The 25859-nt window shown below is 62.4% G+C and carries 27 protein-coding genes and 1 pseudogene; 11 read left to right on the top strand and 17 right to left on the bottom strand.

Features of this window, described 5'->3' with window-relative positions; genetic code table 11:
- Positions 1 to 189 precede the first annotated feature (189 nt).
- From HZ99_RS18695 to HZ99_RS18680, 5 genes are all read right to left on the bottom strand, one after another.
- Positions 190 to 1047, bottom strand: a complete 858-nt coding sequence (locus tag HZ99_RS18695; RefSeq protein WP_020996166.1) for a replication initiator protein A — start codon at positions 1045 to 1047, stop codon at positions 190 to 192.
- A 26-nt stretch (positions 1048 to 1073) separates the two neighbouring features.
- The gene (locus tag HZ99_RS18690) at positions 1074 to 1358 is read right to left on the bottom strand and encodes a helix-turn-helix transcriptional regulator (RefSeq protein ID WP_011241663.1); all 285 of its coding nucleotides are present in this window, start codon (positions 1356 to 1358) and stop codon (positions 1074 to 1076) included.
- 112 nt (positions 1359 to 1470) lie between these two features.
- Positions 1471 to 2241 (bottom strand): DUF2285 domain-containing protein, encoded by a 771-nt coding sequence (locus HZ99_RS18685; protein ID WP_008786723.1) that lies wholly within the window; start codon positions 2239 to 2241, stop codon positions 1471 to 1473.
- A gap of 54 nt (positions 2242 to 2295) precedes the next feature.
- Complete coding sequence (locus tag HZ99_RS28720; protein WP_008786722.1) at positions 2296 to 2478, bottom strand: hypothetical protein; 183 nt, start codon at positions 2476 to 2478, stop codon at positions 2296 to 2298.
- A 106-nt stretch (positions 2479 to 2584) separates the two neighbouring features.
- Entirely contained in the window at positions 2585 to 2935 is a 351-nt protein-coding gene (locus HZ99_RS18680; RefSeq protein ID WP_020996168.1) for a DUF2958 domain-containing protein, read from the bottom strand.
- A 296-nt stretch (positions 2936 to 3231) separates the two neighbouring features.
- Between HZ99_RS18680 and HZ99_RS18675 the strand changes: the two genes are divergently transcribed.
- A complete protein-coding gene (locus tag HZ99_RS18675; protein WP_008786720.1) occupies positions 3232 to 3525 on the top strand; it encodes a helix-turn-helix domain-containing protein in 294 nt (97 codons plus the stop codon).
- A 383-nt stretch (positions 3526 to 3908) separates the two neighbouring features.
- Here the strand turns inward: HZ99_RS18675 and HZ99_RS18670 are convergent, their stop codons facing one another.
- From HZ99_RS18670 to HZ99_RS18655, 4 genes are all read right to left on the bottom strand, one after another.
- Entirely contained in the window at positions 3909 to 4223 is a 315-nt protein-coding gene (locus HZ99_RS18670) for a DUF736 domain-containing protein (RefSeq protein WP_032941615.1), read from the bottom strand.
- Positions 4224 to 5010: 787 nt separating this feature from the next.
- The gene (locus tag HZ99_RS18665) at positions 5011 to 5220 is read right to left on the bottom strand and encodes a hypothetical protein (protein ID WP_032941617.1); all 210 of its coding nucleotides are present in this window, start codon (positions 5218 to 5220) and stop codon (positions 5011 to 5013) included.
- Positions 5221 to 5327: 107 nt separating this feature from the next.
- Positions 5328 to 7349 (bottom strand): ParB/RepB/Spo0J family partition protein, encoded by a 2022-nt coding sequence (locus tag HZ99_RS18660; RefSeq protein WP_008786716.1) that lies wholly within the window; start codon positions 7347 to 7349, stop codon positions 5328 to 5330.
- An 80-nt stretch (positions 7350 to 7429) separates the two neighbouring features.
- Positions 7430 to 8260 carry a DUF932 domain-containing protein gene (locus tag HZ99_RS18655; RefSeq protein WP_038445144.1) on the bottom strand — a complete coding sequence of 277 codons (831 nt, stop codon included), beginning with the start codon at positions 8258 to 8260 and terminating at the stop codon, positions 7430 to 7432.
- Positions 8261 to 8674: 414 nt separating this feature from the next.
- On the opposite strand from HZ99_RS18655, the gene HZ99_RS18650 reads away from it, so the two are divergent.
- A complete protein-coding gene (locus tag HZ99_RS18650; RefSeq protein WP_232925459.1) occupies positions 8675 to 9685 on the top strand; it encodes a hypothetical protein in 1011 nt (336 codons plus the stop codon).
- A gap of 35 nt (positions 9686 to 9720) precedes the next feature.
- Here HZ99_RS18650 and HZ99_RS18645 read toward each other — a convergent pair whose 3' ends face one another.
- From HZ99_RS18645 to HZ99_RS27980, 6 genes are all read right to left on the bottom strand, one after another.
- Positions 9721 to 10230, bottom strand: coding sequence for a JAB domain-containing protein (locus tag HZ99_RS18645; RefSeq protein ID WP_038445142.1), 510 nt, complete (start codon positions 10228 to 10230; stop codon positions 9721 to 9723).
- 335 nt (positions 10231 to 10565) lie between these two features.
- Entirely contained in the window at positions 10566 to 11042 is a 477-nt protein-coding gene (locus HZ99_RS27985; protein ID WP_080727730.1) for a Mov34/MPN/PAD-1 family protein, read from the bottom strand.
- Complete coding sequence (locus HZ99_RS18640) at positions 11030 to 12661, bottom strand: ThiF family adenylyltransferase (protein WP_038445141.1); 1632 nt, start codon at positions 12659 to 12661, stop codon at positions 11030 to 11032. The genes HZ99_RS27985 and HZ99_RS18640 overlap by 13 nt, the downstream gene beginning before the upstream one ends.
- Positions 12658 to 13800, bottom strand: a complete 1143-nt coding sequence (locus tag HZ99_RS18635; RefSeq protein ID WP_038445140.1) for a CBASS cGAMP synthase — start codon at positions 13798 to 13800, stop codon at positions 12658 to 12660. The genes HZ99_RS18640 and HZ99_RS18635 overlap by 4 nt, the downstream gene beginning before the upstream one ends.
- The gene (locus HZ99_RS18630; protein WP_038445138.1) at positions 13794 to 14795 is read right to left on the bottom strand and encodes a CBASS cGAMP-activated phospholipase; all 1002 of its coding nucleotides are present in this window, start codon (positions 14793 to 14795) and stop codon (positions 13794 to 13796) included. Before HZ99_RS18630 ends, HZ99_RS18635 begins: the two co-directional genes overlap by 7 nt.
- Positions 14796 to 14801: 6 nt before the next feature.
- Positions 14802 to 15026, bottom strand: a complete 225-nt coding sequence (locus tag HZ99_RS27980) for a DUF2188 domain-containing protein (RefSeq protein ID WP_080727729.1) — start codon at positions 15024 to 15026, stop codon at positions 14802 to 14804.
- A 287-nt stretch (positions 15027 to 15313) separates the two neighbouring features.
- Between HZ99_RS27980 and HZ99_RS18620 the strand changes: the two genes are divergently transcribed.
- On the top strand, positions 15314 to 15706 hold the full coding sequence (locus tag HZ99_RS18620) for a helix-turn-helix domain-containing protein (protein ID WP_007182527.1): 393 nt from the start codon (positions 15314 to 15316) through the stop codon (positions 15704 to 15706).
- A gap of 2 nt (positions 15707 to 15708) precedes the next feature.
- Positions 15709 to 16578 carry an ImmA/IrrE family metallo-endopeptidase gene (locus HZ99_RS18615; protein ID WP_038445136.1) on the top strand — a complete coding sequence of 290 codons (870 nt, stop codon included), beginning with the start codon at positions 15709 to 15711 and terminating at the stop codon, positions 16576 to 16578.
- 31 nt (positions 16579 to 16609) lie between these two features.
- Here the strand turns inward: HZ99_RS18615 and HZ99_RS18610 are convergent, their stop codons facing one another.
- Together HZ99_RS18610 and HZ99_RS18605 are read right to left on the bottom strand one after the other, a co-directional pair.
- Complete coding sequence (locus HZ99_RS18610; protein ID WP_038445135.1) at positions 16610 to 17779, bottom strand: PDDEXK nuclease domain-containing protein; 1170 nt, start codon at positions 17777 to 17779, stop codon at positions 16610 to 16612.
- Complete coding sequence (locus HZ99_RS18605) at positions 17776 to 18975, bottom strand: tyrosine-type recombinase/integrase (RefSeq protein ID WP_038445133.1); 1200 nt, start codon at positions 18973 to 18975, stop codon at positions 17776 to 17778. The genes HZ99_RS18610 and HZ99_RS18605 overlap by 4 nt, the downstream gene beginning before the upstream one ends.
- Before the next feature lie 168 nt (positions 18976 to 19143).
- On the opposite strand from HZ99_RS18605, the pseudogene HZ99_RS18600 reads away from it, so the two are divergent.
- The 7 genes and pseudogenes from HZ99_RS18600 to HZ99_RS18570 all read left to right on the top strand — a co-directional run.
- Positions 19144 to 19956: pseudogene (locus HZ99_RS18600) on the top strand (SfnB family sulfur acquisition oxidoreductase); the annotation flags it as partial.
- Between the two features lie 23 nt (positions 19957 to 19979).
- Positions 19980 to 21173: an SfnB family sulfur acquisition oxidoreductase gene (locus HZ99_RS18595; protein ID WP_038445131.1), complete on the top strand. Its 1194-nt coding sequence runs from the start codon at positions 19980 to 19982 to the stop codon at positions 21171 to 21173.
- Positions 21173 to 22525 (top strand): LLM class flavin-dependent oxidoreductase, encoded by a 1353-nt coding sequence (locus tag HZ99_RS18590; protein ID WP_038445129.1) that lies wholly within the window; start codon positions 21173 to 21175, stop codon positions 22523 to 22525. The genes HZ99_RS18595 and HZ99_RS18590 overlap by 1 nt, the downstream gene beginning before the upstream one ends.
- Positions 22526 to 22609: 84 nt before the next feature.
- The gene (locus HZ99_RS18585; protein ID WP_038445127.1) at positions 22610 to 23419 is read left to right on the top strand and encodes a MetQ/NlpA family ABC transporter substrate-binding protein; all 810 of its coding nucleotides are present in this window, start codon (positions 22610 to 22612) and stop codon (positions 23417 to 23419) included.
- A 2-nt stretch (positions 23420 to 23421) separates the two neighbouring features.
- Positions 23422 to 24537: a methionine ABC transporter ATP-binding protein gene (locus HZ99_RS18580; protein WP_038445125.1), complete on the top strand. Its 1116-nt coding sequence runs from the start codon at positions 23422 to 23424 to the stop codon at positions 24535 to 24537.
- On the top strand, positions 24527 to 25171 hold the full coding sequence (locus HZ99_RS18575; RefSeq protein WP_038445123.1) for a methionine ABC transporter permease: 645 nt from the start codon (positions 24527 to 24529) through the stop codon (positions 25169 to 25171). The genes HZ99_RS18580 and HZ99_RS18575 overlap by 11 nt, the downstream gene beginning before the upstream one ends.
- A gap of 38 nt (positions 25172 to 25209) precedes the next feature.
- Positions 25210 to 25836, top strand: a complete 627-nt coding sequence (locus tag HZ99_RS18570; protein WP_038445121.1) for a class I SAM-dependent methyltransferase — start codon at positions 25210 to 25212, stop codon at positions 25834 to 25836.
- The last annotated feature ends 23 nt before the right edge of the window (positions 25837 to 25859 follow it).

Below are 25859 nucleotides of genomic sequence, written 5' to 3'. Positions count from 1 at the left end.
TCCACCGAAACAGCGCTTCTCTACTAAAAGTTAGAGAATTTAAGTTAGGAATGTTAGAGGGCCGAAAAATCCAACGCTGGCGCAGGTTTGCAGCCGATTTTGTTGCCTGATAGCACGAGGATTTGTTGCCTGATAGCACGAGCCTCCTGTTGCCTGATAGCACGAGTGAATTAACAGCTTTTCCCAGACTTATCCCCGTGCCGTGGACGGCACCCGCCGGAAAGTCAGCAGTTCGGTTTTCTCGCCGGGCATCCGCTCGATGCCCAGGACGTAGCCGGGCAACGACTGCCGTGCCACCAGCGCACGCAGGTCGGCGGCGAAGTCGTAGAAACGCGCCACGCTGCCCGACTTGCGGTACAGGTGCTGGAAGTCGAATTGCCAGCCGTGCTCCTGCCGGCCGCCATGCTTGCGCACCAGGCGGTACAGCCACCGCTCGATGCCGCCGGTGAGCCGGAAGTACGTCGGGTCGATGGTCAGCACCAGGGCGGCGTCCACCACGCCCGCGTAGAACCAGTCCGGCAGGATCAGCTCGATGCCCAGCGGCGTGCCGCTGGCGTCGGCCAGTTCCTTCCACTCGTTGATCCACGAGAAGCGGTGCAGCCGCCTTCCCGTGGTTTCGCGGATGGACGTGGCTACCGTGGTCGATTGCAGGCGATCCAGGGCCGCCTTGAGGCGCTGGTAGTCGCGCAGCGACGTACCGCGCCCGATGAAACGCAGGATCTCGTAGGGGCGCACCTGCATCAGCCGGGATGGCTTGATGCCCGCGTCCTTGGCTTCGACGATCTGGCTGGCAGCCCAGATCAGGATGTCGGCATCCCAGATCGTGGCGATGCCGTGTTCCTGCGTGCCCTCCACGCGGATGGTGATGCCGCCCGCCTGGAAGTCGATCGGCGCAGTGCGCCGCGACTTCGCCAGCGAGAAGAACGGAAAGGCCATCAAGTCCTGGCTGTCGCGCGGCGCCATGTCGCCCGGCAGCGCACGGAACAGGTCGAGCTGTTCGCGCTGCTGCACTGGTCGCTGCCGCAGGGGCAGCGATGGGCTGGACATGGCGATGGCCACCGGCGAGCCAGAAATCAGCGGCCGTCACGGTAGTCGCCCGCATGCCGCTCGGCATATTCCGGGTCGGAAGTCGCCGCGTAGCTGCGCGCATCGGCCCAGGCATCGAGGTCGCTCACGGCATACATGACGCGGCGGCCGAACTTGCGGAACTTCGGCCCGCCACCGATCACGCGCTGTTTCTCCAGCGTGCGCGGCGACAGGCGCAGGTAGTCGGCGGCTTCGTCGTTGGTGAGATAGCGTTGGGGCTGCGCGGGCGCAGCGACAGCAGCGGCGGCAGGCCGCAAGGGAGCGGGTCGCATGGGATGTACCTCCATCAAGCTCGGCCACACCACGCGGCCGGATAGAGGCACTTTCAAGAAATTCAGGCTTCTTGCTAAGGGACGAATTGCAGGGACTGCAAAACGTCCCCCCTTACTGCGATGCGACTGGCGGAAGCTGCGCCAGACTGCGATAGCCGCCGCGCATCAACGCGTCGCCACGCCGCACCAGCCGCCGCACACGGGCACGCAAAGCGCTGTCCTTGTGCCAGTCGGCCACGACGGCATCCGCGCCGAACAAGCCTTCGGCCACCTCGCGCAAGGACGCCCCCGCCAGGGTGGCGTCGAGCGCCTGCAAGGTGTGCAGTTCGAGCACTGCGGCCGGTGTGGGCCGGGAGCGCGCCGCCGCCGCAGGCGTGGCGACGGGAGCGGCCGACAGTGCATCCAGCTCGGCCGCGAGGGTGCGATAGCGCGCGCAGGGCGTGGCGCACGCGCGGGTGGCGTAGAGGTAGGCCATGCCGTCTTCCAGGCCCGGCCCGAGCGCGAGCCGCAGGCAGCAGCCGGGCCAGTGCGACACCAGCACCAGGCGCTTGCCATCGTGGATCAGTTGCTTGCGGCCAGGAACGCGCCAGAACTCGAAGGCATGGGCTTCGGGTGGCGGGTCGGCATCGGGGTAGAGCTGCACCACGGCATCGTGATCGGGGAACCAGATTGGATGCGCGTCGCGCGCATCCAGGGCCGGGTCTTCCAGCAGGCGCAGGCCCCATGCCTGCGCTGCGTCCGGTCGGCGGCGACGGCGCAGCCAGTCGCGGCGGTAGTTGGGATTTCGGCGCAGGTACTCCCAGGCCAGCGCGGGGCCGTCCAGGTGCAGGACGTAGAGATAGGCCGCTGTCGGATACCAATGCTCGGCGCTGCGATCAGTCATGGCGAGACCTCCCTGTGCTTGGGGCGCGTCGCCACGGGTTCCGCCGTGCGGGAGCTATCGAATCGCCATCAGGTCGTCATCAAGAAAGGTTAAGCTGTAACTGTCGGTGTCAAGACCGTTTGGCTCCTGCGCGTTGCGGAAATCGTCTGAATGCGACGGCTGCGACACCCGGAAATGGTGCGCGGCACCGGATACCGTGGCGCAGTCCGCGCCAAAGATCATGACTGTTTCCAGCATGGTCGCACCGCTTCGGTGCAAAAATGCCGATCCAGACCGTGCAGGTCTTGGGTAAGACTGAAATAGTCACAATGCGCCCCGGCTGGCCGGACTGCGCTGGCTTTCATCAGTCCGTGATCGCGCCGTTCTCCTGCGCCAACCGGACGTACTCCGACAGCGGGCGCAGCGCCTGGAAATAGCGATCCCGTCGCACCGGCAGCTTGCACGGGCCGACGATGCCGGCCAGGTCGGAGAGCTTGACCGTCCCCAGCGCAGGCATGCCGATGCCGAGGTCGATCAGGCCGTAGGCCGTGTCGCCGTCCACCGGGTCGAGCGACACCAGCAGCCAGGTTAGATGCGCGTCCGGGGTGAACAGCCGCACCACGGGCAGCGGGTCGATGCCTTGGCCGGCAGCGAGCGCCGCGCCGTGGGCCAGCAGCCGGGCGCGTTCGTCGGTGGTGACAAGTGGCAAGGTCATGGCCGGAACCTCCACGAAACCGAGGATGCGCGGATGCGCTTCTGCGTCGAAGCACGGAACCGCCTAACCGTCTCCGTGCTTTCGTGGGGAAGCACGGATGCGCAAGCCATCGCATCCGCAGAAGCACGCAAGCGCAGAAGCGGAATTGTAGGAAGCCGGAAAGACACGGATGCGATTCCCCGGTTCTGTCGGAAACCGTAGAGGCGGATTTCCGTAAAAACACGGAACAGCGTTTTTTCGCCAATGAGTTAAATATAACGTGGTTTTAATTGACCTTCGCTTCGACGCTTCTGTCTATGCAGAAGCGATCCGTTCAGCCAGGCCGACCGGCCGGCGTTACCACCTTTGATGCCGACCTGGCGCAAGCCTTCGGCGCGGCGGTGCGCGCGCTACGGATGGAACGAGGGATTGCGCAAGAATCGCTGGCGCACCTGGCCGGCATCGAGCGTTCGCACATGGGCAAGGTCGAGCGTGGCGAACACATGCCCACGCTGGCACTGATCTTCAAGATCGCCGGTGCGCTTGAGTGCAGCACGGCAGTGCTGATGAGCGAGGCTGAACGCCAGCTCGCAGCGGCGGCCCAGCCGTAGGCGCGGGCCGGGCCGATCCGGCGTAGCCGGTTCGGCGGTGTTCAAGGGTGGCCAAGCGCAGCGCGGCGGGGATAGCCCGCAGGGCTTTCCCCCGGAGGCAAGCAAAGCGCGCAGCGCCGCAGGCGCGAAGGCGTGAGGGATTGAAGCCGAATGGCCGTGACGACAAAAGCGGCACGGGGCGCAGCTCGAAAGCCCGGCGGCGCATCGCGCCGACACGCCATGCTGTTCCTGCTGCCGCGGGCTTCGGAACATTCGACCATCACCGATGCGATGCCTGCCCTGAACACGCCGGGCATGAGGCAACCGCCGAAACCCTGTGCGTGCGGTGCTGCGATCAGCAGCACCGCACCCCGTCGCAATGGACGGGGCGCGGTGGGCGGCAGTCAGCCCGCCTTGGGCTTGCTGCGCGACCAGATCAGGTCATGCGTGCCGTTCTCACCTTCGATCAGGCGGGCATAGACCGTCGCCGGGAACGAAGGATCGTCGATGGCCACCGACAGGTAATCCCGCCTGGCCTCGCTGGTCTTCTTCCACGCCGCGCCGAAGTCGTGGCCGGCCGCCTGGAGGCGGAAGTCCGGGGCGCTTTCGTTCTCGCCCTTGTCGTTGGGAACCAGCTTGGCCTTGACGTTGAGGGTCAGGGTGCGAAGCTGGCCGGTGAAGCCGTCTTTGTCTGCGGTGAAGGTGCCGATGTTAGCCATGATGATTTCTCCTTTCGGGTTGAACAAGGTCGCGCCAGTGCGTCCTTGTTGTGATCCGTCAGGCGGGGGATGGGCGGGCCGCACCGCTTGCGGGCGCAACGCAGTGGAGCGCCTGGAAGCGAAAAGAATTTGTTGCGCGAGGAAGCCGCCGAACGCAGTGACAAAGGCGGGGAAATTGTTTTCGCTGGAAGGTTGCGGCCATGAAGCCCAAGGCGCAGCCGTGCCACCGCCAGGATTCACAACAACACAAGGACGTACTGGCCGCCCGCTCCCGAATGGAGACATGGCCGACTCGGCATCCCCGCGTGACGGCTTCACCGGCCTGCGCCCTGACACGGGCAAGGACAACACCGGAGACAAGGGCGCAAGCGCCCTTGACGTAGCAGGCGGCCTCTTGCGTGAGGGGTGGTGTGGAAGCTCCATACAGGGTCGGGCGGTGTGTCGGTGAGCCGTCCTTCGTGACGTACAGGCGACGAACCGCCAGCGTCGAGGACGGCACGCTTTCGTGCAACCTGCCGCAGCAAGCCGGGGCGTAGCCCCACAAGTCCCGCTCCTTGCGGCGGGGCGCGTTCGGCATGTCGTCGGCGCTGTGCGCCGACGCTCTGTTGGGCTTCGCAGGTTTCTCGCGCACAAGGCCGCTTGTGCGCCGCCCCTTCGCCGCCTGCCCGAAGGCGGCGAAGGGGCGTTCTGGCTTTGGGCCTTGAAACCGGGCGCGGCCACCGCCGCGCCCGGATTTTGCGTCTCCCGCGCCCAGGTCGGAAGGGCGTGGGCGCGGGGCTGATCGTGGTTATTCCTTCGTTTCGACAATCCACCACACGGCACACGGCAAGGCGCGGCCCGTGATGGGGTGAATGTCGGTCAGGTCGGCGCAGGCCGTCCAGCCGCAAGGCGGACGGTAGCCACGCACGTCGCCATCGCCGTGCCAGCGGCGGGCGCGTACCGTGCCAGGGGCGTAGATCGCCGCCATGCGTGGGCGGCTGGTGGGGATGCGGGTCATGGGGTGTTCTCCTTCCAGCGAAGCGCCCCGGTCGAGGCCGGGGCGCTTGCTGTCGGCGCGGGTCAAGCGGCCAGCGCGACGGCGAGTTCATCCGCCATTGCCTCGGCTTACTCCGGGGCGTCATCCTGCTCCTGCGGTTCTGCCTGCGTGGCTTTCTGCGTGCCTTCGGTGGCGAAGATGGCAGGCATCCAGCCTGTGCCATCCGCCAGCCGTTCGGCTTCGCTGGCAATGTCGGCCTTCTTCAACTTCGCCAGCCGGGTGACGTGCGACGGGGCAAACTGCTCCACGGCTTCCAGAATCGCGGCCTTCGGCACATGCCGGAAATAACCCTCATCGGTAGGCTTCCACCATGCGGCCATGTCCAGCCCAACGGCCTGCGCCAGTTCGGCGCCGGCTTGGTGCTGTGCAGCGCGGGGCGTCACCACGTCCACCGTGACGGCCACGCATACCGCCAGCAGGCGCACCAGTTCATCCTGCGGTTTCGCCAGCAGCACGGCGAACAGTTCGGCGCTGTCCTGCGGCAAGCCTTCAGCAGCTACTTGTTGCAGTTCGCGCAGCGCCACGGCGGCGGTCGATTCCGGCCAGTCCGGTGCCATGCCTTCCAGTCGGTCTTGCACCTTCAGGCTCACGCCCAGCGGCAAGTCGTGGCCGTAGCGGCTTTCCTGCAAGACGGTCTGCACCATGCCATGCACCAGCGCGGCCAGCGCCACTTGCGGATGCCGGGCGACTTCGATTTGCAGCGCGGCGGTACGGTGGGCGCTCAACCACTGCGCCAGCTTGTCGGACATGGCGGCGGTCATGGGCTGCCCCTCGCTGTCTCCGTCCTCGCCTTCGTCGTCGTTCCCGGCATCCTCGCCGCTGAAACCCTGCCGCAAGCGTTCCAGCGTGCGCAGCGCCTTGGCTTCGGCTTCGCGCAGCAGCCCGCGATGAATGACGGCCTGCCCGTTGCGGTCGATGGTGACGATGGCACCGGCTGCGGCCTCCACGGTCGGGCTGTAGTTCTGCAAGCCATCTTCCAGCGCCTGCAACTGCTCGCCCACGGCTTCGCCTTCTTCCTGCAAGGCGTCGGCCTTTTCCTCGTCCTCGGCATCCAGTGCGTCATCCACGGCTGCGGCCAGTTCGTGCAGCTTGGTTTGCAGCTTCTCGATGCGCTGCGCTTCGCGCTTGCTCGGCTCGCGCCGTTCCCTCGGGGCACGCTGGAAGGCATGCAGGTCGGCGTGGGTCACGGCGGGGGTGACATCCACCCACGCCCAGCCTTCGGACTTCATCTCGGCGGCGATGCCTGCCAGCTTGTCTTGCGCCAGCCGTTCCAGCAGCGCGGCATCGGTCAGATACACGCCCGCGTCACCTTCCGCGAACAGGTCGCGGCGCACACCACCGCCTGCGGCTCCGTAGGTATCCAGCCCCACGAAATGCACCAGCGGATGCCGGTATGCGTCAATCTCGCGCTCGGTGAGGCGGTCGCGCAATTGCGAAGGGTTGCGCTGCCACGTCGGCGCGTCGTAGAACGCGGTTTCCTGCGCGGCGTGGTCGTCGGTGATGGCAAGGGCCATCAACTGATCGAGCGTCACGGCTTCGGCGCGGTAGTCGGCCAGCAGGCGCGGCGAGACGTTCGCCAGCTTCAAGCGGCGCTGCACCACCAGCGGGGACACGCTGAAATCGGCGGCTATGTCCTCGATGGGTCGGCCTTCGGCCACCAGCGCGGCGAATGCCTCGAACTGGTCGGCGGGGTGCATGGCTTCGCGCTGCACATTCTCGGTCAGGCTGGCCGTGCGGGCGGTGCCATCGGCCACCAGCAGGCAAGGCACTTCCCATTCCTTGCTGATGCGGCGCTTTTTCGCCAGTAACTTGAGGGCTGCGAGGCGACGGCCACCGGCCACCACTTCGTAATGCTCGCCATCGGCGGCGGCGATGACGATGAGGTTTTGCAGCAAGCCGACACGCTGAATGCTCGCGGCGAGTTCGGGAATGGACATGCGCGGGGTCTTGCGCACGTTGCGCCCGGTCGGGCGCGACACCAGCCGCGACAGCGGAACCAGAATCAGATTCTTGGTCGGGTCGGCGGTTTCCAGCGGGATAGCGGCGGCGGTGTTGAGGGCGCGGGCTTCGGTCTGGGTAACGGCGTTCATGGTGATAACTCCTATGGGTTCAGGGATGCAGCAGCGAAGAAAGCGGCAAGGGCTGCTGCCTGCCCCTGCCGCGTGGGGAATCAGGCTTTCAACTGGCGCAGGCCATCGGCCAGCATCCAGAGGGCGCGATTGAGGCGCACATCGGAATCAATGCCCTGCACCGGGCGGGTTTGCTGGCGGCGTCCGTTGGCGCTGCGGCCATGCAAGCCGCCTTTGGTCAGGTTTTCTTGGGTGCGGTTGAACACGCTCCACAAGTCCGGGCGGCGGTCGTCGAACCGGCGCGGCATCAGGATTTGCGATTCGGTGATGGGCGCGGGCTTGTTGTCGGTGGGGTCGTACTTCAAGGCCAGCGCGGAACGGGCGAACACTTCGGCTTCGGAGTCATGGAGCGTGATGGCGCGCATGGCATCGCGGGAATCCTTCACCCGGTCGAAGCCGCGCAAGACTTCGTAAGCGCCTTCGATGACATGCCCGGAAACGTCGCCCTTGTGGGGCACGCGCACATCGGCCACGGTGTCGCCGCACACAAGGCCATTGCTGCACACGAACCGGAACATGCCGGCCAGCATCTGATAGCTGCTCGTCCCGTCATGGGAATTGAGCAACACGATTTCATTGGCTTCCGCGCCGTTGATCTGGCTGGCATGGCGTAGGCGCAGCATGTGTTTGGTGTGCTCGCGCTTGCCTTCGTCGCGCACGCGGGTTTGCGTCACCATGAAGGGCTGGAAACCTTCTTTGCGAAGCTCGGCCAGCACTGCGGCGGTGGGGATATAGGCGTACCGCTGCGAACGGCTTTCATGCGGCGCGTCCGCGAAGATGGACGGCGCTACGCGGTGAATCTGGTCATCGGTCAGCGGGTAGTCACTGCGCAGCGAGGGGGAACGGGAAGCGAAACGGGATGCGAGTTGCATGATCTTTCTCCTGACGAAAAGGGTTTGCTGTTCACACCGCACACCGGATTCCAAGATTCGGAGCCCAGCCTTTCGGCTGTTCGGTGCGGTTGGCACGAGGAACCCGGTTGGCCCTGTTGCCACCGTCTTTCCTGAGTTCATCGCCCGCGACGGTCAGGAGCCCACGGACGTGGGCCGTCAAGGAGAAAAGCGTCAGGTAGGTGCGGCCCGCAGGCGCAGCCGAGGACACGGCCTGGCGCGCCTTGACGGCACGCGGACACGGGCTACAGTCGCGGACAAGGTGATGAAGTCAGGGGAGACGGCTGGACATGGCAACGGCCGTCCCCGTGTGCTGAACTGCACGCAAGCGCAAGCGCGCAGGCCCGGATCGAGGATTCCGGGCCGAAGGCGTCAGCCGAGCGGAGCGAGGGAACGATGGAAGCCCGTCAGGGGCGAGACGCCGCAGGCGGCTCGATGCGCCACGCGCACGACAGCGCGACCGGCCATCTCCCCGGGGACGCCCGGATTGCATTGGCGTGGGTACCTCAGAGCCGGTTCATCAACAGTCGCTCGGGTACCGACAAATCAGGCAGGGTTCAATACGCTGTGAAGCATCTAAAACATCAAGGACAGACCGTGAGTTCGTCTCAAACCGTGAATCCGCAGCAAGCCTGCGAAGACCTCCTCCTGGAGGGAAAGCAGTACAACATCGAGCACCACATCCTGCCCAGCGAGAACGCGGTCGCGGATCGCCTGCTGGCGCGTGGCGTCGAATTGAAAGACGCCTACGATGAATTGCATGGAAAGCTCCACGCCCGGCCTCCGGCGCTCCAGGTCTTTCTCGGCCTTGTGTTGAGCACTGCCGCTTTCTGGAATCCACAGAAGATGCTGAAGGCGCGCACCGCCCGCAACGACCTCACCAACGTCAATCAGCAAATCGCGAGGAAGGCGAATGAGTTGGCAGAACTGCTGGATCAACGCACCGATCTGCACAACACCTCGGGTTTCAGCAGCGAAACCCACTATCACGTTGGCGACGTGATCGAGGCTGCATCCCAGAACAACTGCCTGTTCCAGTCATACGTACAAGAGAAGCTGGATGCCCTCCGGGGCCAGTTCGATCTGAAGTATTGGCCCTCATTGGGCGACTTCATGCGCGAACTGGCATCGGATGCTGAGAAGGCGGAGATGGCGGCCACAGACCCACTGACGGCCGCCGCCACTGCGGCGACCCGTCCCTCCAAGGCCGACTTCTTCAAGGCACTGTTCGCTTCGATCGAGGAAAACAGCACGGAGAACTACGGCCAACTGCCAAGGGCGTTCAAGCTGACCGATCGGACATTGGCCTCATTGGCGAACTGCGCACTGGATCTCGGCCCCGACGAACTGGTGGACGAAGCTTACGTGAAGCGCCTCCGTCAGCGTGAGCGCAACGGAACCGAGTAGCACGGCGCAGCAAAAAGGGGCCGAAGCCCCCTTCGTCAGATCAGGCCACGTTCGGCAAACGATGTGGTGTCGGTGCCTGCAACGATGATGTGATCCAGCACGCGCACGTCCACCAGCCCCAGCGCCTCCTTGAGCCGCTGGGTCAGCGTCCTGTCGGCACCGCTCGGCTCGGGATTGCCGCTCGGGTGGTTGTGCGACACGATGACCGCCGCCGCGTTGAGCCGCAGCGCCTCCTTGACCAGCTCGCGCGGATACACCGATGCGCCGTCGATGGTGCCTCGGAACATCTCGGCGTACTCGATCAGCCGATGCTGCGTGTCCATGAACAGCACCGCGAACACCTCATGCTCGAAGCCGGCCAGCTTGGCGCGCAGGTACTCCTTGACCGCCGCCGGCGACGTGAACGAAGTACCACGCTGCATCTTGCGCTCGATGGCCTGGCGCGCGGCCTCCAGAATCTGCTCGGCAGTCGCGAGCAGGTAGCGCCCCTGCGCGTCACGCACCATCAGCGAGGAATCGAACGAGGAAAAGGACAGTTGCGACATGATCGTGCTCCGGTTGCTCGGGCGGAATTGCCCGGAACCGTGGAGAGCACGGCGCAGCGCAAGCAGTCAGGGATCGGAGACGGCCATCAGGCCGCAAGCGTGCGAGCACGCGCAGTCATTGACGGCGAGAACGCCGTGATACGGTGAAGGGAACAGCAAGACCGCCTACACCCTCCCATTGCACACACTGGCCCTTGTGCAAGCGGAGCGCGCAGGCCCGTCAGGGCCGAAGGCGTCAGGGGTCAAAGCCGAATGGCCGCGATTCGGCACGAAGCGCGGGGCGCAGCCCGTGAACCCGACGGCTGCACGCCGGGACGCACTGGATTGATTGTGCGCTACTCCACGGGAGCGAGTACCAAACCTCGGCCTGATTTCGGCACCAATTCGGCGTATAGAGATTTTCGTCCGACGATGACAGCAATCATTGGCCGCTTGTCCCGACGCTTCGCTGATAAGCGGTTCCATTCCGATCTATCCAGACCAGAAGGGTGAGGATGATCCTCTGAATGAGTGTGCCATTCCCCCAAGTAGCGGATGGTCCCGTTACTCCCCGTCCATCGCGCCAGGGCAATAGATTCGTGACCAAAGGGCATACGCTCGAATAGACATCTGAATCGTTTGTCATATTCCGTAGGGGCCGTTGCTTCATCGATAATCATGTGAGCCCCATGAACTGAACCAAGCAGAATTCCACCAGCTTCACAGGCGGTATCAATAACCTGAATATGCTGGCAAAAAGTCTCCAGTGTGGAATCCGTAAAATGCAGCAGCGTCCTCCTGTCGCCAGTGGCCCAAGAACTCATGAATTGCATACAGGACATTCCGGGTTCCGCAGCGGATCACAGTCGGGCGTGGCAGATTGCTGGGTACGGTCGATGACCCTCGTTCGAAGTGCGGGGGAATGGACGCCGTTAACCCAATCAAGCGCCATCTCTGCGCCCAGGCTGGCAGCATGCACCGACACCGAGGCAGGAAACGGCACGTATAAGCCCTCACATCCGTGCCCCGCCAAGATGGCAGGAAGAGGATCAACTGTAGAGCGGAGTTCGCCTCTTCTATTGCTATGCCAAAGACATCGGTAGCAAGCACCAGATGCGTGCGTTCTCAATAGTGCGCGGACAGCCGTACCCGGCCCCTCTATCCAGACCGAAAGCATGGGCGTAGGTGGTGGATAGTGGCCGCACAGCCAATGCCCGAGGGATTCCTCCCCGGTGGCATCTATGAGAAGGTTCAGTTCTCCCAACTGGGCCTGCCTGACATCAACGGGAAGAGAACGAATCTCGGCCCCTGGCGCCAAGCGGTTCAGTTCCTTCGCCATAGCCTCGGCTTTGTTAGACAGCAGATCTGGAAATCCCAAGCGATGGCGCCCGATGTTCTGCGGGAGAAGGCAGTCGAAGTCCACTAACGTGAGTTTTCCGCCGCCTGTCCCCGCCCCGGCCTTGACCAGCATGTCCGACAGATATCCGCCGATCGTGCCGCATCCCACGACGGCTAGGTTCTTACCTGCAAGCGTCTTTGCCTTAGGCATGTTCCGCTGGGCAAGGTAGCGATCATCTATTCTGACCATTGAGATGGGTATCACCTTCAATCCATAGCTGGAATCCCTGCGATCTGCGAGCTTGCTCTTTTGCACAGGACGTTGGCGGTCATAGAGAACCACGAAGCCATACGTCATCAATGGGGATTCGACGACGATCAGAACGCCATTGGCCTTTTTCCTTTCTCCTTCCTTGATGCGTTCGTGAATCTTGCGCCGGCACCGAGGGTCAAGGGCGCTTTGCCATGCCAAGATATCCCTCACTGTTTCAGGAGGCCAATGGCTGGTCAGAGGACGGGGTTGAGCACCCGTCTTCACCCGGTAAGTCAGCACCGTTCTATCGGTGACTTGGTAGCCGAGCGACTTCAGTTTTTCTGTTGTTCGATCTTCGTTGTCGGTGATGAACCACAAGGGATTCCCATTGGCCTGCGCGACGATGCAGTTCTGCCGCCCCAAATCCTCGCCTTGCATGTCCACGAAGCAAAGCCCACCGTGCCAGTAGGCGAAGAACTCTTCCGCGAGATCTTCGATCATCTCTCCCTTCAGGATCTGCCCGAACAAGACGGCCGCGTGTTGCAGGCATGCCAGCGACTGTCCGACAGGATCGTAGATGTCCAGGACGACCGTGCCCTTGGCGAGATAGCAAAGACCGCCATCTGCGCCAAGATGAGGAACCGCAGCCGGCAGTTCGGAGGGGATTTCCAGCAGCCGGATGCGAGGCAAGTCAAAGAATGTGGGGTCGAGTTGGACTTCGCACGGACAACCCTTGCCCGCACCGGGTGGGTTCAAACACCCGTGCAGCTTGAACCAGCCGTCATCCGTCTTGCCAACAAACGCGAAGCCTTGCTGCTCAAAGGCCTCGATCACGTTTGCGACCGCTATGGCGCCGCTCATCCGGCCTTCGTTCGTCCGACGAGTTCGCTCGGACCAGCGGCGGCGGGAGCGGCGGCGATGGTGGCGACGATGGATACCACCTTGATCCGATCCGGCTCATTCGGAAAACGCGGGCCGAATTCGCCCTGCATCCAGATGCAAGCTTGTGAAGGGCTGCTGGCGTCGGTTGCGCCGCGAAGCACCTTCTCAAATTCTTCGAACGCCTTTGCAGCTTCTTCGACACCGGCTTTGCCCAGCCGTACCGTAAGCGATTCGGATTCATCCACGGGGTTGTTCACCCCCGCACGCAATCGGGCCGGTAGTGCCGCGACGACATCTAGCAACGCGAGGTCGTCGCGCCGATCACGCTTTTCAAATAGCGGAGCCGCGGCGGCCATCAGCAGGATCGAAGAGGGCCCGCCGCTGGACCACCTCCAATCGCGGAATGCCTTCAAGTAACGAACCACGCGGCGGAACTGCTCCCCCTTAGCTTCCACTTCGCCCAGGAACCACTCCTTTACAGGCCTAGGATCAGAGGGCATCCAATTGCATTCACGATGGGCAAGTAAAACCTTGTCGCGCGGTAATGCCGTCCACGCATCTCGCTCCGCTTTGATAATGGCATCCATCACCGAGTCATAGCCATATCGCCTCATTGAGGCCTCGGCCAGATTCACGAACTCCTGATCGGGGATGGCATATAGTGGGATGTCAATGTGGGCATAGGCAGCAATGACAATGCGAATGCAAGTCGGCTTGTCAGTGACAAGCTTCCACCCCTTTTCTTCGACCAGCGGCCTTAACGCCTCTTCCGCAGCAGTAAAGAAAACTGTTGCCGCTGTGCTGGGGCGCTGCGTCTGCGAGACGAAACTCATTGGTAGATAGCAACCATCATCGACATCCGCCTGCTGCGGACGTTGTGCCGGCGAGTTCAGCGTCTTGTATGCCCACGATCCCTGCGTAAAGAAGCGCGGCTGCGGTACGTCTTCCGTGTATCCGCCAGCTCTCATCACACGAGGAATGCCCGTGCGTAGGCAGCTTCTGACATCCGTCCGTGCACTGGCGATCTTGGTACGCTGTTCAGGCGTCAAATCCAGCTCATCATGGATGCAGGATTCGTCGTCAACAGTGGTAAAGAAAAGCGGGCTCAGGTTCAGCATGCGGCCTCCGGTACATTCTTGTTGGGGCCGTGATAGAAAATGGGGGCGCCGGCCTGGTGCGCCCGAAATGGTTGAAAAAGAGGATCGCCAAGCGCGCGCTGGGCCGCGTGGTTGCCACGATCCTTGAGCGTATTCGTGGCGCCAATGGAAACCCGATCCAGCGCCTTCACGTCCTTGCTCTGATCCGGCGTTGCCTTGTCGTCGATCTGGAAGTAGTTGTTCCCCAACAGCTGCCTCAGCATGTAGTCCACGGACGATTCCTGGGCGGAGATCACCAGATCGAAGAGTCCTCCGCGCCACTTACCGAATCCTCGGTCAAGGCTAGCGCCGCCACGGACGGTCGCACCAATCGTCATCGTGCCGATGGAAAGAACCCGAATCCGCACATCCTGTTTCGGTGCCAGGAACGTGTTGACTTCATGCAATCCGAACAGGCCGGGGGCATTACCTACCAGTCCGCCATCCGCGAAGACACCGCGGTCGTTGCGCGCCAGCGGAAAGTAGACGGGCGCGGCAGCGGTCGCCAACGCAACATCGACGATCTTCATGCGGTGATCAAATTCAAAGAAAGGGTGATGAGGTGTCTTGAAAAACTGTCCGCGACCTGTCGAGTAGTTGACTGCTGGTACAAGAACACGATGCTTCAGGTCGCCTACGGTGGTTCCCTGGAAACGTTCGGTCAGCACTTCCCGCAACCCTGCCGAATCATGTTTTGCAGTCAGCCAGAATCCCAGAAGCCGTCTTGAAAGACTGCGGCAACCAAAAATGCGGCTGCCTTCGTCTTCGAACAGTGCTTTGAGTTCGCTGGCAGGGATTTCCGCTGCCAGTCCCAAAGCCAACATCCCTCCTGCCGATGTGCCACAAATCAGATCAAAGTGGGAAGCGATAGGCCGGCCCAGCACGGCTTCAAGCTCGGCAAGAACCGTGGCCGTATAAAGGCCGCGATAGCCTCCCCCTGACAGGGCGAGCACATGGTAGGTAGGGATGTCAGTCATGACGTCTCAACCTTTCGGGGGAAAGGAGTCGTTGCCGTGGCTATCCTTGTTACGGATACGGCCATCTGGACGATGGATGACGAGTTCGGACTTCTGGTTGCGTGCAATATCCCGCGCTGCATCTATTGCTTGCTGCTGCGTGTCATGCACAGAGGTCGCCCGCTCGTTGCCAGCGCCTTTAACGGCCCAACCGTCTTGATGAGGAACAACATGCTGATTTTTTCCGGCCATGATGGCACTCCTACAATGGAACTATGGAAGTCCCAGCCAGCCGGCTGGGTTGTCAATGGTCGCCCGCTGTAGCACAATACGTTGCTTATGCAGACAACAGGAAGACCAAGCCAATCCAACCCGTAGCAGGCGTAAAATCCGCCTCCGTTGTCTGGCTAGACAACAATGTATCAGAGCATGTGCGCTGGCGCAACACCTGCGCAACATGCGCCTTTAGACTCGACTGAATGTGGGGTTGATGCAACAGAGGGCTACGGCCTTCCCCCGCAACGCAAGGATCAGAACTCATGCCACAAACAGGCTTGGGCGTCGCTATCAAGACGCTACGCGAACGCAGAACCCTTTCCCTGCGTGAAATTGGGCAGCTATCGTCAGTGGACCATGCATACGTCTACCGCCTCGAAACTGGCGAAAAAACAAACCCCTCCCAAGACCTGATTGAAAAGCTATTGAAGGTTCTTAAGCCGACGGAGAGAGATGCTGCACTCGTAACTTGGCTGGTTGACCATGCGGACGCCGACCCGAACCTCGTCGAATTTGTGCTACAAGATTCGTCTATTGGTATCGACGTATTTACGATGGCGGCCGGCGTCAGGCATCGGGGTAACGCAAGGCCTGATCCCGCCACATTGATTACCCGGATCAAAAAGGCCCTTGAGGACGACGACGAGGACGATTGAACATGGACGAATCGGATGTCAGACAGAAAGCACGCGCGTTCATTGCGAAAGTCGATGTTTCTAACATCCGAGAAGACCTGTCTCCCTATGTGACCGCTGCTAATGCCAAGGTCAAGAAAGATGAGCTTGGCGAAGGAGAGTCTGGCTATACCATTACCAAGCCGAACGGGAAGCACATAATCACTGTAAACTCCCTAGAGACTGAGGAACGCCAGCGTTTCACTATTTGCCACGAGATAGCGCATATCGTGCTCGACCTAGAATCGAGTCACGAGGAAGTCCCGTCCTGGTCTTATGCCAAACGGCATCCCAACGAGATCGCCTGCGACACATTTGCCGCTGAACTACTGATGCCTTATCAGCGATGGCTTTCTGTCGTTCCCAAGGAAGAGCCTTCCTTGGACCTTATCCAGCGCATGGCCGATTTGTTTGGCACTTCATTTCCCGCGGCTGCGTCGAGATTCGCCAGTCTCAGCGATGTGCCGTGTGCCTTCGTCACCATGGAGCGTGGCGCAGTACGGTATGCAGCACGCTCCACGTCTTTGAGACAAGCTGGGGCCTGGATATCACCCAGGTCGGTAATCCCGACTGGCTCAGTGGCTCATCGAGTCAGATCCTCTGGGAACAATACAACTGATACGGGGGAAGTCTCCCAGGACGTATGGTTCGACAACTGGGAAAAGGGCCTGGATCTCTGGGAACTTTCAAGGCACTACGCACGCACTGACACCACTATTTCGTTGCTATGGTTTGACGGCGAAGACCTGCCGGAGATCGAAGTAAACCGCTTCGGCGTGCGAGTGGAAGACGATAGCGGCCTACCAGAATTAACTGGTGAGCTGCCGTGGCCAGGGCGCAGCAAGCGTCGTTAGCTAAGCCTGGCAGCATCACGCTGCAACTGCCCTAGTTTTCGCTGGGCGTATTGTGGAATGCCGGTCTACGTGATTCGAGCAGACGCCGCGTGTTCTCCAGCTCCTTTTGTAGCAGCTCCGCATCCGGCAGCACGGTGCGGTAGTTCGCCGCCATCACCTTGGTTGGCAAGCCATCCAGCGCATACCGCGCCAAAGCATGGCCCTTGTCGGCACACAGGATCAGACCCACCGGCGGATTCTCGTTCGGGTAGGCCCAATGCTCCTTGGCATAGTTGCAGTACATATGCATTTGCCCCACATCGGCATGGGTCAAGCCACCCAGCTTCAGGTCGATGATGACCAGGCAGCGCAGCTTGCGATGGAAGAACAGCAGATCGACCCGATACCAGGTCTGGTCGATGCGCAACCGGCGCTGCCGCCCAACGAAGGTGAAGCCTTCCCCCAGTTCCAACAGAAAGTCTTCGAGCCGCCGGATCAAGGCCGCTTCCAGATCGGACTCCGAATACTCGTCCCTGAGGTCGAGGAACTCCAGCACATACGGGTCTTTGATGGCGTCGTTGGGCGTGACGGCATCCTCGGGCCTGGCCACCGAACCCTTGACCAGCATCGCCGCTTTGTCCTTCGACAAGGCTGTGCGCTCGTAGAACTGGCTGCCGATCTGCCGGTCGAGCTGGCGCACACTCCAGCCACCGCGCAGCGCTTCGACCTCGTAGAACCGGCGGGCATGGTCATCTTTCACCGACAGTAGCCGGACATAGGCCGACCACGGCAAGGTGAAGACCTGGGCCAGTGCGGAGAGGTCGAATTTCCGAGACACTGCCTGGGATTTCTCGGCAGGCGACTCATTTCCCAATTTCCCAGACACTGTCTGGGAAATCTCGGGCTGGGGGTATGCGAGGAAGAAACGCCGCATGCTCTCCAGGTTGTTGACACCGAACCCGCGCCCGAATCGGGCCGTCAAGTCGGCGGACAAGCGCTCCATCAACTGCTCGCCGTAACCGGCCCGTCGCCTGCCTTTCTGCTCGGCCTCGACGATCCTGCGGCCAATCTCCCAATAGCTGGCTGTCATCAGTGCGTTGACACTGCGCGCCGCTGCCTGGCGCGCCGCATCCAGCAACTCCACGATGCCGCCGTGGATGCCGGCATAACCGGCAGGTAAGGCTGCAGGTTTCCGCGTTGCCACGGGCGTCTTCCTTGTCATGCTGTCACCTCCATAGAACGGGACGCCCCGGTGATCGCCAGCCGCCGATTCGCCACCAGTTCGGCCGCATCCCGCACCGGCTTGTCCTCGGTATGAACATAGTGCATAAACATCGCCACGGTCTTATGACCTGTGAGCTTCATGCCCACCTTGGTCGGCACGCCCGAGTTGGCAATATCGGTGGTCGCCCGGTGGCGGATACCATGCGTGCCAACGTGCGGCACGCCAGCGGCCTTGAGCACCCGCGTCCAGCCACCATAATGCTCACCGTGGGTCATGTGGCGGGTCGGGTCGTTCGGCGACGGCAGGACGTAGGGGCAACCATCCTGGCGTGGCGCCGAGGACAGTAGCCGATAGGCTTCCTCGCTCATGGGCTTGGAAATCCCGCCGGTCTTACTGTCGGGCCAGACCACACGGCGCTTTTCCAGATCAATCCAGTCCCATTCCAACGGGCAGATTTCGGAGCGGCGGGCCGCGAACTCGAATTGCAGGCGGATCGCCAGCGGGATGACGTAGCTCTCCAACCCTTCGGCCTCCAGATGCTCCAGATGGCGAAAGATCCGCACCAGTTCCTCGTCCACGATGAGCCGGGTTTCCTTCCCCGGTGGGTACATCGGGACGTGGCGGCACGGATTCGTGCCGTCTGGGCGTAGGCCCCATACTTCGGCCAAGTTGAACATCTTGCGCAGCACGCCGAAGGTGCGATTCGCCTCGGCCTGCTTGTAGGCCAGCTTCTTCATCAGTGCTGCCACGTCTGGGCGCTTCACGTCCTGCACCTTCATCCGCCCCATGATCGGGATGATGCAGCGGTCGATGACGCCCTGATAGCCGCGCTGCGTGCTGGGCTTGTTGCGTTGCTTGGAGTAGTCCTCCATGAAAGTGTGGCAGAACTCCTTCATGATCGGCGCCTTTCGGGCAGCGTTCTTGGCCGCGCTGGGGTCACCGCCCTTGCGCACCTCGGCCAGCCACTCCTGCGCCATCGTGCGCGCCTGATCGACGGTCAGTTCCCCGTACTGACCCAAGGCGGGCTTACGGCGCTCGCCGGCATTGGTGCGGTACTGGAGCATGAACACCTTGCGGCCCGCCGGGGTGATCTTGCACAGGAAACCGGGTACCACGGTATCCCGCAGTTCGACGGCCTTGGCCTGGGGTTGCGCCGCATCGACTGCGGACTTGGTGAGCTTGATCTTTGCCATGATGACTCCTCAGAAAGCCCGGTTTCCAAGAGCCGCATGGGAGCCACGCGAGGGGAAGCCGGGTCAGGTTTCGGAAAGCACCGGCATATGTTGAACTCGCCTAAGTGATTGATAAACCTGCTGTATCGAGCCTTGGCGTAGTCCAGCGAATTGCGGTACTGGAGTCATCGTGAAACAAAAAACACGTTGGACGTGAAGGCACGGATCAGCGCCGAGGGTGACGGTTTTGTCATCAACGGCCAGAAGTTCTACTCCACAGGTGCACTGTTTGCCCATTGGGTCGCGGTCAAGGCTCTGGACGACGAGGGCCGCCAGGTCATGGCTTTTGTGCGACGCGGTACACCGGGACTGCGCATCGTCGACGACTGGTCGGGCTTTGGCCAACGCACCACCGCCAGCGGCACCGTACTGCTGAACAACGTGCCGGTGGACGCTGACCTGGTGGTTCCGACCTGGCGCCTGGGGCAGGCTCCGGGCATCCAGGGCGCGGTCTCGCAATTGATTCAGGCCGCTATCGACGCCGGCATCGCCCGCGGCGCCCTCGACGACACCATCCGCTTTGTCCGTGAACGTGCACGGCCATGGATCGACGCCAAGGTCGAGCGTGCCAGCGACGACCTCTACGTGATCGCCGATATCGGCAAACTGAAAATCGAACTGCACGCCGCCGAAGCGCTGCTGCGCAAGGCCGGCCAAGTGCTGGACCAGGTCAGCGCCGCGCCCATCACCGAGCACTCCGCCGCACGGGCCTCGATTGCCGTGGCACAGGCCAAGGTGCTGACCACCGAAGTCTCGCTGCAAGTCAGCGAGAAGCTCTTTGAGCTGGCCGGCAGCCGCGCCACCCTCGCCGAATTCAACCTCGACCGCCACTGGCGCAACGCACGGGTGCACACCCTTCACGACCCGGTGCGCTGGAAGTATCACGCGGTGGGCGCCTGGCACCTCAATGGAACATTGCCGGCCCGGCATTCCTGGATCTGACGACCAGACATCTGGAGAAAAACATGACGCTTTCCCAACCTGTCGCGGTCATCACCAGCGATGAACAAGCCCTGATTGTCGCCAGCGACCTGGCCGAAGACTTACGCCGCGACAGCGCCCTGCGCGACCGCGAACGCCGCCTGCCACTCGCGGAACTGGAAGCCTTTTCCCGTTCCGGCCTGTGGGGCATCAGCGTACCCAAGGCCTACGGCGGCGCCGGTGTATCCAACGTCACCCTGGCCAAGGTCATCGCCCTGATCGCCCAGGCCGATGCGTCACTGGGGCAGATCCCGCAGAACCATTTCTATGCCCTGGAAGTACTGCGCGTAAATGGCAGCGCGGCGCAGCAACAGCGCCTGTACGCCGAGGTTCTGGCCGGCCAGCGCTTTGGCAATGCCCTGGCGGAACTGGGCACCAAGACCGCCCATGACCGCGTGACGAAAATCTCCCGCGACGCCGGCGGATTTCGCATCAGCGGCCGCAAGTTCTACGCCACCGGCGCGATCTATGCCCAGCGCATCCCCACTTCCGCGGTGGATGAGCACGGCGTGCAGCAACTGGCCTTTATCCCGCGCGACAGCCAGGGCCTGACGGTGATCGACGACTGGAGTGGCTTTGGCCAGCGCACCACCGGCAGCGGTTCGGTGGTGCTCGACCATGTGTGGGTCGCCGCCGAGGACGTGATCCCGTTCCAGAGCGCCTTCGAGCGCCCGACCACCGTGGGGCCCCTGGCCCAGATCCTCCACGCGGCCATCGACACCGGTATCGCCCGCGCCGCCTTTGAAGACGCCTTGCATTTTGTGCGCACCAAGACCCGCCCATGGATCGACTCAGGTAATGACAAGGCCAGCGAAGACCCGCTGACCCTGAAAAGCTTCGGCCACCTGAGCATCCGCCTGCACGCCGCCGAAGCCTTGCTGGAGCGTGCCGGCGAATTCCTCGACCGCGCCCAGGCCGACAGCAACGCGCAAACCGTCGCGGCGGCGTCGATTGCCGTGGCAGAAGCACGCGCCTTGAGCACCGAAATTTCCCTGGCCGCCGGCAGCACCCTGTTCGAACTGGCCGGCAGCCAGGCCACCCTTGCCGAACACGGCCTGGACCGCCACTGGCGCAACGCCCGGGTGCATACCCTGCACGACCCGGTGCGCTGGAAGTACTTTGCGGTGGGCAATTACTACCTCAACGATGAAAACCCGCCCCTGCGGGGTACCCTCTGATGCCAAAGAAAAAGATCCTGCTCAATGCCTTCAACATGAACTGCATCGGGCATATCAACCATGGCCTGTGGACCCATCCACAGGATACTTCGACCCAATACAAGCGCATCGAATACTGGACTGAACTGGCACAACTGCTGGAGCGCGGCCTGTTCGACGGGTTGTTCATCGCCGATATCGTTGGCGTGTATGACGTCTATCAAGGCTCGGTCGACGTGCCACTCAAGGAGTCGATCCAACTGCCGGTCAACGACCCGTTGCTGCTGGTCTCGGCCATGGCCGCCGTCACCCGCAACCTGGGCTTCGGCCTGACGGCCAACCTGACCTACGAGCCGCCCTATCTGTTCGCCCGGCGTATGTCCACCCTCGATCACCTGAGCCGTGGTCGGGTGGGCTGGAACATCGTCACCGGCTATCTGGACAGCGCCGCCAAGGCCATGGGCCTCACCGAGCAGGTCGAACATGACCGGCGCTACGACCAGGCCGACGAGTACCTGCAGGTGCTCTACAAACTCTGGGAAGGCAGTTGGGAAGACGACGCGGTGCTCAACGACCCGCAGCAGCGGATCTATGCCCAGCCGGGCAAGGTGCACAAGGTCGAGCACCATGGCGAGTTCTATCAGGTGGAGGGCTATCACCTGTGCGAGCCGTCGCCGCAGCGCACGCCAGTGCTGTTCCAGGCCGGCAGTTCGGAGCGCGGCCTGCTGTTCGCCGGGCGCCATGCCGAGTGCGTGTTTATCAGCGGGCAGAACAAGGCCGCGACCAAGGGACAAGTGGACAAGGTCCGCGCCAGTGCGGTCGAGGCCGGGCGCACCCCGGACGATATCAAGGTGTTCATGGGCCTCAACGTGATTGTCGACGCCACCGAAGAGTTGGCCTGGACCAAGCATGCCGAGTACCTGAGCTACGCCAGCGCCGAAGCCGGGGTGGCGCACTTCAGCGCATCCACCGCCATCGACTTCTCGCAGTACGAACTGGATGAACCGATCCAGTACGTGAAGAGCAACGCGATACAGTCAGCCACCAAGGCCCTGCAGAACAACGATTGGACCCGTCGCACGTTGTTGGAGCAGCACGCCTTGGGCGGGCGCTATATCACCCTGGTGGGTTCGCCTGTGCAGGTGGCGGATGAGTTGGAGTCCTGGATCAGTGAGACCGGCCTGGATGGCTTCAACCTGACGCGCCTTGTTACGCCGCAAAGCTATGTGGATTTTATCGAGCTGGTGATTCCCGAGTTGCAACGGCGAGGGTTGTACAAGACCGCCTATGAGACCGGGACACTGCGGGAAAAAGTGTTCCACGCCGGCGCCCGCTTACCCGAACAACACACCGGTTCCACCTACCGCCACTAACCCAAAAATGTGGGAGCGAGCAAGCCCGCTCCCGCATTTAGATTTTTATTGCCCATACCTACACGTTACGACTGGAAATCGACCATGAAAAAAACACAGCTCTCCCACCCAGTCAAAGCACTGGCCCTGGCCCTCGGCCTGCTCAGCTCGGCGGTGTTTGCCGCCGATGCGCCACTGAAAGTCGGCACCACGGCGGCCTTCGCCATTCCCCTGGAAGCCGCCGTGCAAGAGGCTGGAAAACAGGGCCTGAACGTCGAGCTGGTGGAGTTCACCGACTGGATCGCACCCAATGTCAGCCTCGCCGCCGGCGATATCGACGTGAACTACTTCCAGCACATTCCCTTCCTGGAAAACGCCAAGGCCGCCGCCGGTTTTGACCTGGTGCCGTTCAAGCCCGGGATCATCAATAACGTCGGCCTCTATTCGAAAAAATACAAAAGCTTCAATGAGCTGCCACAGGGCGCCAGCGTGGCCATCGCCAACGATCCGATCAATAGCGGGCGCGGCCTGCAACTGCTGGCCAAGGCAGGCCTGATCACCCTCAAGCCGGGCGTGGGCTACAAGGCCACCGAAGAAGACATCGTCACCAACCCGAAAAAGCTCAAGATCCTGCAAGTCGAAGCGGTGCAGTTGGTGCGCGCCTATGACGACGCTGACCTGGTGCAGGGCTACCCGGCCTATATTCGCCTGTCCAAGACCTTCAATGCCGAGTCGGCGCTGCTGTTCGACGGGCTCGACCACCCCGAATACGTGATCCAGTTCGTGACCCAACCCAAAGGCACCACTGATCCACGGGTGATCAAGTTCGTCGAGATCTACCAACATTCGCCGGTGGTGCGCGCGGCCCTGGATAAGTCCCTGGGCACGCTCTATCAAGTCGGCTGGGAAGGCTGAACATGAGCGTCGCCAACAGCCAGCTGCGCGACCTGGGCACACGGCCCCGGGACGCCCGACAGACAGCGCTGCATCCTGACTTGAACCATGCCCATGTGCGTTTTATCAACCTGGGCAAAACCTATGACGGCACGGTACACGCGCTGCAAGGCATCGACCTGGCGATCCAGCGCGGCGAAGTGTTCGGCATCATCGGTCGCAGCGGTGCCGGCAAGTCGTCGCTGATCCGCACCATCAACCGCCTGGAGCAACCCAGCAGCGGCAGGGTGCTGATCGACCAGGTGGATATCGGCGACTTCGACGAAGACCGTCTGGTGGCCCTGCGGCGGCGCATTGGCATGATCTTCCAGCACTTCAACCTGATGTCGGCCAAGACCGTGTGGCAGAACGTCGAACTGCCGCTGAAAGTCGCCGGTGTGCCCAAGCCACAACGCGAGCAAAAGGTCCGTGAGCTGCTGGAGCTGGTGGGTTTGCAGGACAAGCACAAGGCGTACCCGGCGCAATTGTCCGGTGGGCAGAAGCAACGGGTGGGCATCGCCCGCTCGCTGGTGCACGACCCACAGATCCTGCTGTGCGACGAAGCCACCTCGGCCCTGGACCCGGAGACTACCCAATCGATCCTCGGCCTGTTGCGCCAGATCAACCAGCGCCTGGGCCTGACCATCGTGCTGATTACCCATGAGATGGCGGTGATCCGCGAAATCTGCGACCGCGTGGTGGTGCTGGAACACGGACGGATCGTCGAGCAAGGCCCGGTGTGGGAAGTGTTTGGCAACCCTCGGCATGAGGTCAGCAAGACCCTGCTGGCGCCCCTGCAACATGGCCTGCCCGATGAGCTGCAAAAACGCTTGCAGGCCACGCCGCCGCTGGCGCAAGCGGCGGTGGTACTGCGCCTGCGGTTTACCGGCGCCAGCGCGGATGAGCCGGACCTCGCCGCGCTGTTCAGCGCCTTGGGTGGGCGTGTGCAACTGCTGCAAGGTGGGGTCGAGCGCATTCAGGGCCACGCCCTGGGCCAACTGCTACTGGCGGTGACTGGCTCGCCCCTGGATGCCGACGCCCTGCGCACCCGTGCCGCGCGCTGGGCACAACACGTGGAGGTGCTGGGCTATGTGGTTTGATCGTTTATTGCAGGGCGCCATCGACACCTTGTTGATGGTGGGTGTGTCGTCGCTGATCGCGCTGCTGGCGGGTATCCCACTGGCGGTGTTCCTGGTCACCAGCGACAAAGGCGGGATCTATCAGGCACCGGTGTTGAACCGGGTGCTGGGGGCGTTCGTCAATCTGTTCCGCTCCATCCCGTTCCTGATTCTGATGGTGGCACTGATCCCCTTCACCCGCCTTATCGTTGGCACCACCTACGGCGTATGGGCCGCCGTGGTACCGCTGACCATCGCCGCCACACCGTTCTTTGCGCGGATCGCCGAAGTCAGCCTGCGTGAAGTCGACCATGGCTTGATCGAAGCCGCCCAGGCCATGGGCTGCCGACGCTGGCATATCGTCTGGCATGTGCTGTTGCCCGAAGCGCTGCCGGGGATTGTCGGCGGGTTCACCATCACCCTGGTGACCATGATCAACTCGTCGGCCATGGCCGGGGCAATTGGCGCCGGTGGCCTGGGGGATATTGCCTACCGCTACGGTTACCAGCGTTTCGACAGCCAGATCATGCTGACGGTGATTGTGTTGCTGGTACTGCTGGTGGCCGTGATCCAACTGGGCGGTGATCGCCTGGCGCGCGGGCTGAACAAACGCTGAGGTATAGTCGGCATCTCTCTTTTCAGGTGCCGACTGCCATGAAACTCGCCCCCGACGACCTCGACCAGATCACCTCCACGACCCTGGGCCACTACAACCAAGTGGCCGAGGATTTTCGCGAAGGCACCCGCGACCATGATGTAAGCCAGAACATCGACGCGCTGCTGCGGCATATCCAGGCGCAGGCGCCGTTTACCGTGCTGGATTTTGGCTGTGGGCCAGGGCGCGATTTGCAGACGTTTACCCGGCTTGGGCATATCGCGGTGGGGCTCGATGGCGCCGAGCGTTTTGCACAGATGGCACGCCAGGACAGCGGCTGCGAGGTGCTGTGCCAGGACTTCCTCAAGCTGGAGCTGCCGGCCGGGCGGTTCGATGGGATCTTTGCCAATGCGGTGCTGTTTCATATTCCCAAGCAGGAACTGCCGCGCATTCTCAGGCAATTGCATGGAGCGTTGAAGCCGGGTGGGGTGTTGTTCAGCTCCAACCCCAGGGGGGAAAACCAGGAGGGCTGGAACGGGCCGCGGTATGCCTCGTACCACGATCTTGAGGCCTGGCAAGAACTGCTGACTGCTGCTGGGTTTGTGGAACTGGAGCACTACTATCGCCCGGCAGGGCTGCCGCGTGAGCAGCAGCCCTGGTTGGCCAGTGTGTGGCGCAAGGCTTAAAGCCCGTGGTGCCTGAGCTGACG

It is taken from the genome of Pseudomonas fluorescens (assembly GCF_000730425.1).
Classification (GTDB): domain Bacteria; phylum Pseudomonadota; class Gammaproteobacteria; order Pseudomonadales; family Pseudomonadaceae; genus Aquipseudomonas; species Aquipseudomonas fluorescens_X.
The sequence above is the reverse complement of the archived record's forward strand: the minus strand, read 5'-3'. Positions and strand labels throughout refer to the sequence as shown.

Excerpts from the sequence above, each read along its gene's own strand:
- HZ99_RS18695 (WP_020996166.1), bottom strand. The coding sequence starts at position 1,047 with ATGTCCAGCCCATCGCTGCCCCTGCGGCAGCGACCAGTGCAGCAGCGC.
- HZ99_RS18690 (WP_011241663.1), bottom strand. The coding sequence starts at position 1,358 with ATGCGACCCGCTCCCTTGCGGCCTGCCGCCGCTGCTGTCGCTGCGCCC.
- HZ99_RS18685 (WP_008786723.1), bottom strand. The coding sequence starts at position 2,241 with ATGACTGATCGCAGCGCCGAGCATTGGTATCCGACAGCGGCCTATCTC.
- HZ99_RS28720 (WP_008786722.1), bottom strand. The coding sequence starts at position 2,478 with ATGCTGGAAACAGTCATGATCTTTGGCGCGGACTGCGCCACGGTATCC.
- HZ99_RS18680 (WP_020996168.1), bottom strand. The coding sequence starts at position 2,935 with ATGACCTTGCCACTTGTCACCACCGACGAACGCGCCCGGCTGCTGGCC.
- HZ99_RS18675 (WP_008786720.1), top strand. The coding sequence starts at position 3,232 with ATGCAGAAGCGATCCGTTCAGCCAGGCCGACCGGCCGGCGTTACCACC.
- HZ99_RS18670 (WP_032941615.1), bottom strand. The coding sequence starts at position 4,223 with ATGGCTAACATCGGCACCTTCACCGCAGACAAAGACGGCTTCACCGGC.
- HZ99_RS18665 (WP_032941617.1), bottom strand. The coding sequence starts at position 5,220 with ATGACCCGCATCCCCACCAGCCGCCCACGCATGGCGGCGATCTACGCC.
- HZ99_RS18660 (WP_008786716.1), bottom strand. The coding sequence starts at position 7,349 with ATGAACGCCGTTACCCAGACCGAAGCCCGCGCCCTCAACACCGCCGCC.
- HZ99_RS18655 (WP_038445144.1), bottom strand. The coding sequence starts at position 8,260 with ATGCAACTCGCATCCCGTTTCGCTTCCCGTTCCCCCTCGCTGCGCAGT.
- HZ99_RS18650 (WP_232925459.1), top strand. The coding sequence starts at position 8,675 with ATGGAAGCCCGTCAGGGGCGAGACGCCGCAGGCGGCTCGATGCGCCAC.
- HZ99_RS18645 (WP_038445142.1), bottom strand. The coding sequence starts at position 10,230 with ATGTCGCAACTGTCCTTTTCCTCGTTCGATTCCTCGCTGATGGTGCGT.
- HZ99_RS27985 (WP_080727730.1), bottom strand. The coding sequence starts at position 11,042 with ATGCAATTCATGAGTTCTTGGGCCACTGGCGACAGGAGGACGCTGCTG.
- HZ99_RS18640 (WP_038445141.1), bottom strand. The coding sequence starts at position 12,661 with ATGAGCGGCGCCATAGCGGTCGCAAACGTGATCGAGGCCTTTGAGCAG.
- HZ99_RS18635 (WP_038445140.1), bottom strand. The coding sequence starts at position 13,800 with ATGCTGAACCTGAGCCCGCTTTTCTTTACCACTGTTGACGACGAATCC.
- HZ99_RS18630 (WP_038445138.1), bottom strand. The coding sequence starts at position 14,795 with ATGACTGACATCCCTACCTACCATGTGCTCGCCCTGTCAGGGGGAGGC.
- HZ99_RS27980 (WP_080727729.1), bottom strand. The coding sequence starts at position 15,026 with ATGGCCGGAAAAAATCAGCATGTTGTTCCTCATCAAGACGGTTGGGCC.
- HZ99_RS18620 (WP_007182527.1), top strand. The coding sequence starts at position 15,314 with ATGCCACAAACAGGCTTGGGCGTCGCTATCAAGACGCTACGCGAACGC.
- HZ99_RS18615 (WP_038445136.1), top strand. The coding sequence starts at position 15,709 with ATGGACGAATCGGATGTCAGACAGAAAGCACGCGCGTTCATTGCGAAA.
- HZ99_RS18610 (WP_038445135.1), bottom strand. The coding sequence starts at position 17,779 with ATGACAAGGAAGACGCCCGTGGCAACGCGGAAACCTGCAGCCTTACCT.
- HZ99_RS18605 (WP_038445133.1), bottom strand. The coding sequence starts at position 18,975 with ATGGCAAAGATCAAGCTCACCAAGTCCGCAGTCGATGCGGCGCAACCC.
- HZ99_RS18595 (WP_038445131.1), top strand. The coding sequence starts at position 19,980 with ATGACGCTTTCCCAACCTGTCGCGGTCATCACCAGCGATGAACAAGCC.
- HZ99_RS18590 (WP_038445129.1), top strand. The coding sequence starts at position 21,173 with ATGCCAAAGAAAAAGATCCTGCTCAATGCCTTCAACATGAACTGCATC.
- HZ99_RS18585 (WP_038445127.1), top strand. The coding sequence starts at position 22,610 with ATGAAAAAAACACAGCTCTCCCACCCAGTCAAAGCACTGGCCCTGGCC.
- HZ99_RS18580 (WP_038445125.1), top strand. The coding sequence starts at position 23,422 with ATGAGCGTCGCCAACAGCCAGCTGCGCGACCTGGGCACACGGCCCCGG.
- HZ99_RS18575 (WP_038445123.1), top strand. The coding sequence starts at position 24,527 with ATGTGGTTTGATCGTTTATTGCAGGGCGCCATCGACACCTTGTTGATG.
- HZ99_RS18570 (WP_038445121.1), top strand. The coding sequence starts at position 25,210 with ATGAAACTCGCCCCCGACGACCTCGACCAGATCACCTCCACGACCCTG.